Source organism: Trinickia sp., from assembly GCF_051953405.1.
In the GTDB taxonomy this organism is placed as follows: Bacteria; Pseudomonadota; Gammaproteobacteria; order Burkholderiales; family Burkholderiaceae; genus Trinickia.
Map to the genome: position 1 here is coordinate 1 of NZ_JBQCIV010000111.1, position 6829 is coordinate 6829.

Annotated in this window: 6 protein-coding genes and 1 pseudogene; 2 read left to right on the forward strand and 5 right to left on the reverse strand. The window is 62.5% G+C overall.

The window, feature by feature from the left end; genetic code table 11:
* Nucleotides 1-207 (forward strand): hypothetical protein (locus tag ACTHN9_RS19135; RefSeq protein ID WP_440538349.1); only part of this gene is annotated, 207 nt, incomplete at its 5' end.
* 133 nt (nucleotides 208-340) lie between these two features.
* Here the strand turns inward: ACTHN9_RS19135 and ACTHN9_RS19140 are convergent.
* The gene (locus ACTHN9_RS19140; protein WP_440538350.1) at nucleotides 341-1645 is read right to left on the reverse strand and encodes a Glu/Leu/Phe/Val family dehydrogenase; all 1305 of its coding nucleotides are present in this window, start codon (nucleotides 1643-1645) and stop codon (nucleotides 341-343) included.
* Between the two features lie 233 nt (nucleotides 1646-1878).
* A complete protein-coding gene (locus ACTHN9_RS19145; protein ID WP_440538351.1) occupies nucleotides 1879-2838 on the reverse strand; it encodes a LysR family transcriptional regulator in 960 nt (319 codons plus the stop codon).
* A gap of 410 nt (nucleotides 2839-3248) precedes the next feature.
* On the opposite strand from ACTHN9_RS19145, the gene ACTHN9_RS19150 reads away from it, so the two are divergent.
* Nucleotides 3249-4658, forward strand: coding sequence for an MFS transporter (locus tag ACTHN9_RS19150; RefSeq protein WP_440538352.1), 1410 nt, complete (start codon nucleotides 3249-3251; stop codon nucleotides 4656-4658).
* 205 nt (nucleotides 4659-4863) lie between these two features.
* Here the strand turns inward: ACTHN9_RS19150 and ACTHN9_RS19155 are convergent, their stop codons facing one another.
* From ACTHN9_RS19155 to ACTHN9_RS19165, 3 genes and pseudogenes are all read right to left on the reverse strand, one after another.
* On the reverse strand, nucleotides 4864-5805 hold the full coding sequence (locus ACTHN9_RS19155; RefSeq protein WP_440476339.1) for a hypothetical protein: 942 nt from the start codon (nucleotides 5803-5805) through the stop codon (nucleotides 4864-4866).
* A pseudogene (locus ACTHN9_RS19160) lies at nucleotides 5798-6678 on the reverse strand (DUF2515 family protein). Before ACTHN9_RS19160 ends, ACTHN9_RS19155 begins: the two are co-directional and overlap by 8 nt.
* Before the next feature lie 45 nt (nucleotides 6679-6723).
* On the reverse strand, nucleotides 6724-6829 hold a 106-nt coding region (locus ACTHN9_RS19165), incomplete at its 5' end, for an IS3 family transposase (RefSeq protein ID WP_440535988.1).

Consider the following 6829-nt stretch of genomic DNA (forward strand, 5'->3'; position numbering starts at 1 on the left):
GCCGGCAGCCACGATCATGGCCCCTATGGCAGCACCGAACTCGCCGCGGTGGCCAAGCTATCCTCCCGCGTGCAAATCGGCGCACTGGCCAGCGCCAACATCACGCCGGGCCGCGATAAGCAATTCGGCGCGGCGATCTTCGTCCGTTATTTCTTCGAGCCGCGCGCCGCCGTATTCAGCAGCGACTTGCCGAGCAGCGCCCAGTAAACTTACGCGCACCGCAAAGCCCAATTGAAAAACGGGCGGCACCGTTCGATGCCGCCCGTCCAGGGGAAGCCGGATGCGCCGTGAGGGGCGCCGCCGGCAAGTCAAACCCGCTTCGCTTGTGGCGAATAGGGAATCAGGGATACAGGCCGCGCATTTCGCGCGCCATCAAAATCCGTTTGCAGGCCACGATGAAGGCCGCCGTGCGCATCGACACGCTGTTGTCGCTCGCCACTTGCCAGACGGCGCTGAACGCTTCGCGCATGACGCGCTCGAGGCGCTGGTTGATTTCGTCTTCGGTCCAGAAGAAGCTCGAGAAATCCTGCACCCACTCGAAGTACGAAACCGTCACGCCGCCGGCGTTGGCCACGACGTCGGGGATGATGAGCACACCCTTGTCGTGCAAGATGTCGTCGGCAGCCGTCGTCGTGGGCCCGTTCGCGCCTTCGACGATGATCTTCGTCTTGATCTTGCCCGCGTTCTTCTCGGTGATCTGGTTCTCGAGCGCGGCCGGAATCAGGATGTCGCTTTCGATCATCCAAAATTCGTCGTTCGCGACCGGATCGGCACCCTTGAAGCCGCCCACGCCGCCCGTATTGCCCACGTGCTCGAGCAGCGCATGCGTATCGATCCCGCTCGACTTATGGATCGCACCCGTGTGGTCTTGCACGGCGATGACCTTCGCGCCGGCCTCTTCGAACAGGCGAGCCGCGATGCCGCCGACGTTGCCGAAGCCTTGCACGGCGATGCGTGCGCCTTGGATGTCGAGGCCCACGCGGCGCGCCGCTTCCGTGCCGACGACGAACACGCCGCGGCCCGTCGCTTCGCGGCGGCCCAGCGAGCCACCCAGCGCAATCGGCTTGCCCGTCACGACGCCCGTGGCCGTTTGGCCTTGGTTCATCGAGTACGTGTCCATCATCCACGCCATGATCTGCTCGTTCGTGTTGACGTCAGGGGCGGGAATGTCCGTGTTCGGTCCGATGATGATGCCGATTTCGCTCGTGTAGCGACGCGTGACGCGTTCGAGTTCGCCGCGCGAGAGCTTGCGCGGATCGACGCGGATACCGCCCTTCGCACCGCCGTACGGCACGTTCACGGCTGCGTTCTTCACCGACATCCAAGCCGACAGGGCCATCACTTCGGACAGCGTCACGTCTTGGTGGTAACGCACGCCGCCCTTGCCGGGGCCGCGCGAGACGTTGTGCTGAACGCGGTAGCCTTCGAAGTGCGCAACGGTGCCGTTATCGAGTTCGATGGGCACGTCGACGATCAAGATACGCTTCGGACGCTTGAGTGTTTCGAGCCAACGCGAGGCGGAGCCGAGGTACGGCGCGACGCGATCGACTTGACGCAGATAGTTTCCCCACGGGCCGAGATCGTCGGCGTGAAGGTACGAGGGGATCGATTGTGCAGACGTGGTGGACTGCAATTGCGAGGACATGGACACTCCAACGGTCACAGAATGTGCGCCATTGTGAAAAAAGCCCTTTTTGAAATCCAATGCCGTTTGGTCATCCCGTTATGCATATCTTGCATAACGCGCATGCCGAACCGTGAGTCCGCGGCGCCACGGTTGCGTCCGGTCGATCCAAGCCATCGAAGGATCGACACTCCACGCTAGGCAATCAGTACTCGGCAATCAGTACTCGGCACTCGGCACTCGGCGCTCGGCGGTCAATCGCGCTTCACGCCCAATTCGTCGGCGACGACCTGCCATAAGCGGCGCACGAGCTGTTGGCGCGGATCGTCGGCGTTGCTTGCCAGCTTGTCGCGGTACAAGCGGATTTCCATCGTCAACGTGAAGCGATCGGCGCTGTGCCCGCGCGAGGCCGCGCGATCGAGCCGGATCAACGCGCCGGCGGCAACGGCATCTTCGACGGCGCTGTGCGGCAAGAAGGCCACGCCGTGTCCGGCCAGCGCCATCGCCTTGAGCGCTTCGGCCATATCCGTTTCGTAGATCCGATCCAGACACAAGCGCTCGGGCGCATTCGCCACGATGACCTCCGTCATGCGTCCGAGATACGCGTTCGGCGTGTACGACAGATACGGAACAGGCGCATCGGGCGTGCCCGGCAACAAGTAGCGCGCTCGGCCGGCGCGGGCCGGTGCCGAAAACGGACTGATCGGCTCGAAGCCGAGCGTCAGCATGTCGTATCGCCCGGGGTCGAGTGCGACGGGATGACTCGGGTGGTGGTAGCCCATCACCAGGTCGCAACCGCCTTCCACGAGCGAAAGCACGGCATCGTGAACGTTCAGGGCGCGCAGCCGCGTATGAATGGGCCCCATCTGCGCTTCGATCCGCTGCAGCCACTTCGGAAAATACGTGAGCGAGAGCGTGTGCGGCACCGCGAACTCGATCGTGGCGGCCGGCGCGCCCGCCTGCCCGCGCAGCAAGATCCGCGATTCGTGCATGTGCGAAAGCATCGCGAGCGCTTGTTCGCGGAACACTTCGCCCGCCTGCGTAAGCCGGGTCGGATAGACCGAACGGTCGATGAGTTCGGTGCCGAGCCATGCTTCGAGCGCTTGTATGCGGCGTGAGAACGCAGGCTGCGTCACATGCCGAAGCTCAGCCGACCGGCTGAAACTGCGCGTTTCAGCGAGCGAAACGAAATCTTCGAGCCATTTGAGTTCCATGCGGGGGCCGGCCGACGAGCCGAAGGAGACGCGACGCTCGCATTGTACCGGGCGCGCCTACCCGCCTTTCATGCCGCGCGGCGCAGCGACGCAGCCGCCTCCCTGTCCCGGTCCGTTCATGGCAACGTTGGTGCAACGCACCAATGAGGCGCGCCCGGCACTTCGAGCGTGCTCGTTAGCGCGACGCGGGTGCGTTCGAGGCGCGGCGAAGTGCATCCGGCTCGCCCCTTCCACGACGGCATCGAAAAACCCGCAATCGCCCATGCAGCCGAACGCAGCGGCCGGTGCGGCTCGCCTTGGCGATGCGGATGGCATAGGCCTTGCATTGCCGGGCCGTCGCGTGACGCCGGCAGGCGCCGTGGCGCTCATCGGCCCTAACGATTCATCCGACATTCAACGCGAGGACGATCATGAAGAACCTGCAACATGCGCTAAGGAGCGGCAACTGGCGCTCGCTCCTCGCGTGCTTCCTCTATTTCGATACCGGCTTCACCGTATGGGTCCTGTACGGACCGCTCGCCCCGTTCATCGGCAAGAGCATCGTCATGACGGCCGCGCAGCAAGGCTTTCTCGTCGCCGTGCCCGTGTTGTCGGCTGCGATTTTGCGCGTGGCGCTCGGCAACTTGTATCAATCGGCGAATGGCCGGCGCGTCGCGCTCATCGGCGTCTTGCTCTCGGCCGTGCCCGCGATCGTCTTGCCGCTCATGCCCACTGCGCCCTCGTACACGCTCTTGCTCGTGCTCGGCGTCTTCCTAGGGGTTGGCGGCGCGAGCTTTGCCGTCGCGTTGCCGATGGCCGGCAGCAGCTACCCGCCGAAGGTTCAAGGCCTCGTGCTCGGCCTTGCGGCCGCCGGCAATATCGGCGCGGTGCTCGACGGCTTCCTGTTTCCGCACGTAGCGGACGCGCTCGGCTGGCAGTACGCCACCGCGGCCGCGCTGCCGCTGCTCGCGCTCGCGGGTCTCGCGCTGTTCGCCTGGGGCGACGATCGCGGCGAGAAGTCCGGCAGCGTCGCGCGCGCGGCCGCGAGCTTCGCGACGATGCTCGTTGGACTGATCGTGCTCGTGCTGGCCGTCCATGCCGGCGTCTTCGGTTCCGGCCGTACCGGCGTGCTGCTGTTGCCGGTGCTCGGCGCCGCCGGGGCGATCGCGCTGCTGCCGGCGCGCTATCGCGCGGTGCTCGCGGAGCGCGACACCTGGGTCTTGATGCTCGTGTACAGCGTCACGTTCGGGGGCTTCGTCGGGATGTCGTCGTATGTGACGCTGCTGCTCACGACGCTCTACCAGATGCCGAAGCTCGAAGCCGGTCTTTTCATGTCGCTGCTTGCCTTCCTCGGCGCCATCGTGCGGCCGATGGGCGGTTACCTGGCCGACCGCATCACGGGCGTGCGCGCGCTCACCGTCCTGCTGGCCGCCATTTCCGTGGCCGATCTCGCATTCGCTGCCTGGATGCCGCCGCTCGGGGGCGGCATTGCGATTCTCGTTTGCTTGTATCTCGCGTTCGGGCTCGGCAACGGCGCGACCTTCCAGCTCGTGCCGCATCGCTGGAAAGGCAAGACGGGGCTGCTTTCGGGCGTGATCGGCGCGGCCGGTGGGATCGGCGGGTTTTATCTACCGGTCGTCATGGGCATCGCCAAGGAAAGCACCGGCAGCTATCAAATGGGCTTCGCCACGTTCGGCGCGATTGCGGCTTGTGCGTGTGTCGCGATTCTTGCGCTGCGCGCGCAGTGGCTCGTGTGGGCGACGCCGGGCGGGGCCGGCATCGAAGCCGCACAGGGGAACGGGGCGGTGCCTATCGCACGCACCGCCGCGGCCAGCGAGTGATGCGGCGGGTAGCTGCCATGTGATTAGAGTGATGCGCGGCCGCGCAATTTTGCTTGGGCCCGCGAGCGTCGTATATCGCTGGAATGAAAGCACTGCGGCCGTCTTCATTTCGGCGAATGCATCGTTGGACGAATTGGGCCGAGCGCGATAATCGCTCGGCCAGATCTTCGGCTTCCGTCGGTAGAGGCTCGCGCCGATGCTCAGCTTATCGGTTGGGCTCGGGAAGCCTCACACCCCCGACCGGGTAGTCCTTGTAGTCTTCGAGAATCTTTGCGCCAGCCGCCTTCGCCGCGGCTTCCTTTTGGTCGCGAGCGGCGAGCATTCGCACCATTTCCGATTGTTTGAATTTGACCCGGTCACCGGTGGATGGGCCGTAAAACTCGAACGCGGTGTCATTGGGCGATTTGATGATCACGCTCAGCGTTTCGAATACGATTCGCGATTCAGGATAACGAAAGTCCTTTTCGTAACGCAGTTCGATCGAAGCGCCATTCTTGATCCAATGCCACGTCGGCCAGTGGTTGCTCAGGTTTGCCCAGTCTTCCGGCGTCATTTCGTACCACGGATCGATCCCCCAGGAATCCTGCCACTGCGCTGAATAACCCCGGTTTCGATAGTCCTGCACGAAGGCAATCGTGTCTCGGCCGGACAGCCTCGGCTTACTGAACATAATCCAGCGCTGCCAGCCAGCGCGGTTGATCCGATCGATCGTGTCCTGCACGAGCTTACGCACCGCGTCGTCGTACTCGTCCCAACCGCGAACATCGGTGCGGCTCTCGGGCTGAACCGGAAGCAAGAGGTCAAGTGCGATCTCGACGATGCCGTCGCCGGTCGAGCCTTCTTCGTAAAACGTCAAATGCTCCATAGGCGGGAAAGTAAGGATGCTGTAGGTGTCCTTTAGCACCACCGTCGCGCCGAGGGCCTCGTTAGGCCTTCCCGCGTCGTACATGCGCAAGCCGTTCACCCCGCTCCGGCTGATCGACACCGGCGAATATTTGACTACCTCGGCACCCTGCTGGCCGATTGCAATAGTTAACGAATGATTCATCGTTTTTTGACTCGAAAAAGAATGACGCAGCAACAGCACAACCGCCGTCATAACGAGGCTGACGACGATGAACCATCGACATGCAAAACGGCTACGCATCGCACCACCGGGCAATCACGCGCATCTGCCCGACCATGTACTCGCGATGTGAGTACTGACCGGTGGGATCGGTGCCTTGCGTCATTAGCTTGTGATATTTCATTAGGATTTGCTTGACGTACCTCATCCGCGCGTTGACGTTGTATAAATGTCCATCACACGGTGCCATCCGCGCCGTGATGTCCTCACGCGCTATGCCGTAGGGCGCGACATCGCGTTCATAGATTTCGCTGTCTACGCTAGCTTCTGCATGGAAGAACAGCGTCGGATCGGTCGCACCCAATAGCCACCCGAGCCCCGGAATGGCTCGTGCCAAATCGTTTTTATCCATTGCGTCCCGGAATTCTGGGCGGTCATAGATCATTCGTTGAAGATGCAGTTCCTGTTCATGTCGAAGCGATGCCAATGCGCCTTTGAACGCATGGCCTTGCCGCTCTTTCAGATCGTCGGTCTGCTCATAAGTCTGGATGTATCCAAACGCTTCTCGCAAAGGTTTGGTCATACGGCAGTTGTTCATATCGGCGAGAGCCGATCCGTCTTTTATGGGCAGACCGAGGTCCGCATGATCAAAGTCTTCCGCTGCCACATGCTTCCGGAGGACATGCAGCAAGCCGTCGAACGGTCCCGTCGCCCACGGCTGCTCGAGAAGCATTCGCTTGACCGGCGCGTCGTAGGTCTCGACGTTGCGTCGCTCGATGCAATGTTGAACGACTTCACACCGTACTGCCTATAGAACAGATGCCACGGCACCACTTCGAGAAAGAGCCACAGGTTTCCCTTGGCAAGGTAGTAATACGTCACCGCCGCCGCGTAACGCACCGCTTCGAACGCCGATCGCGATTCGGTGCTGTAGAACTTGCGCGCAGTCTCCATGCCATCCGCCACTGAAGTGCCCCCAAGAAGTTAGACAGTTAAAGTCTAGCTGCCCGTGAAGGCCTGAATCCTGTACTGAACGGGACTCAGGCCTTTCAATTTCAGCCTGATGCGCTCGTGGTTGTAGTAGTGAATGTATTGATCCAGCGCG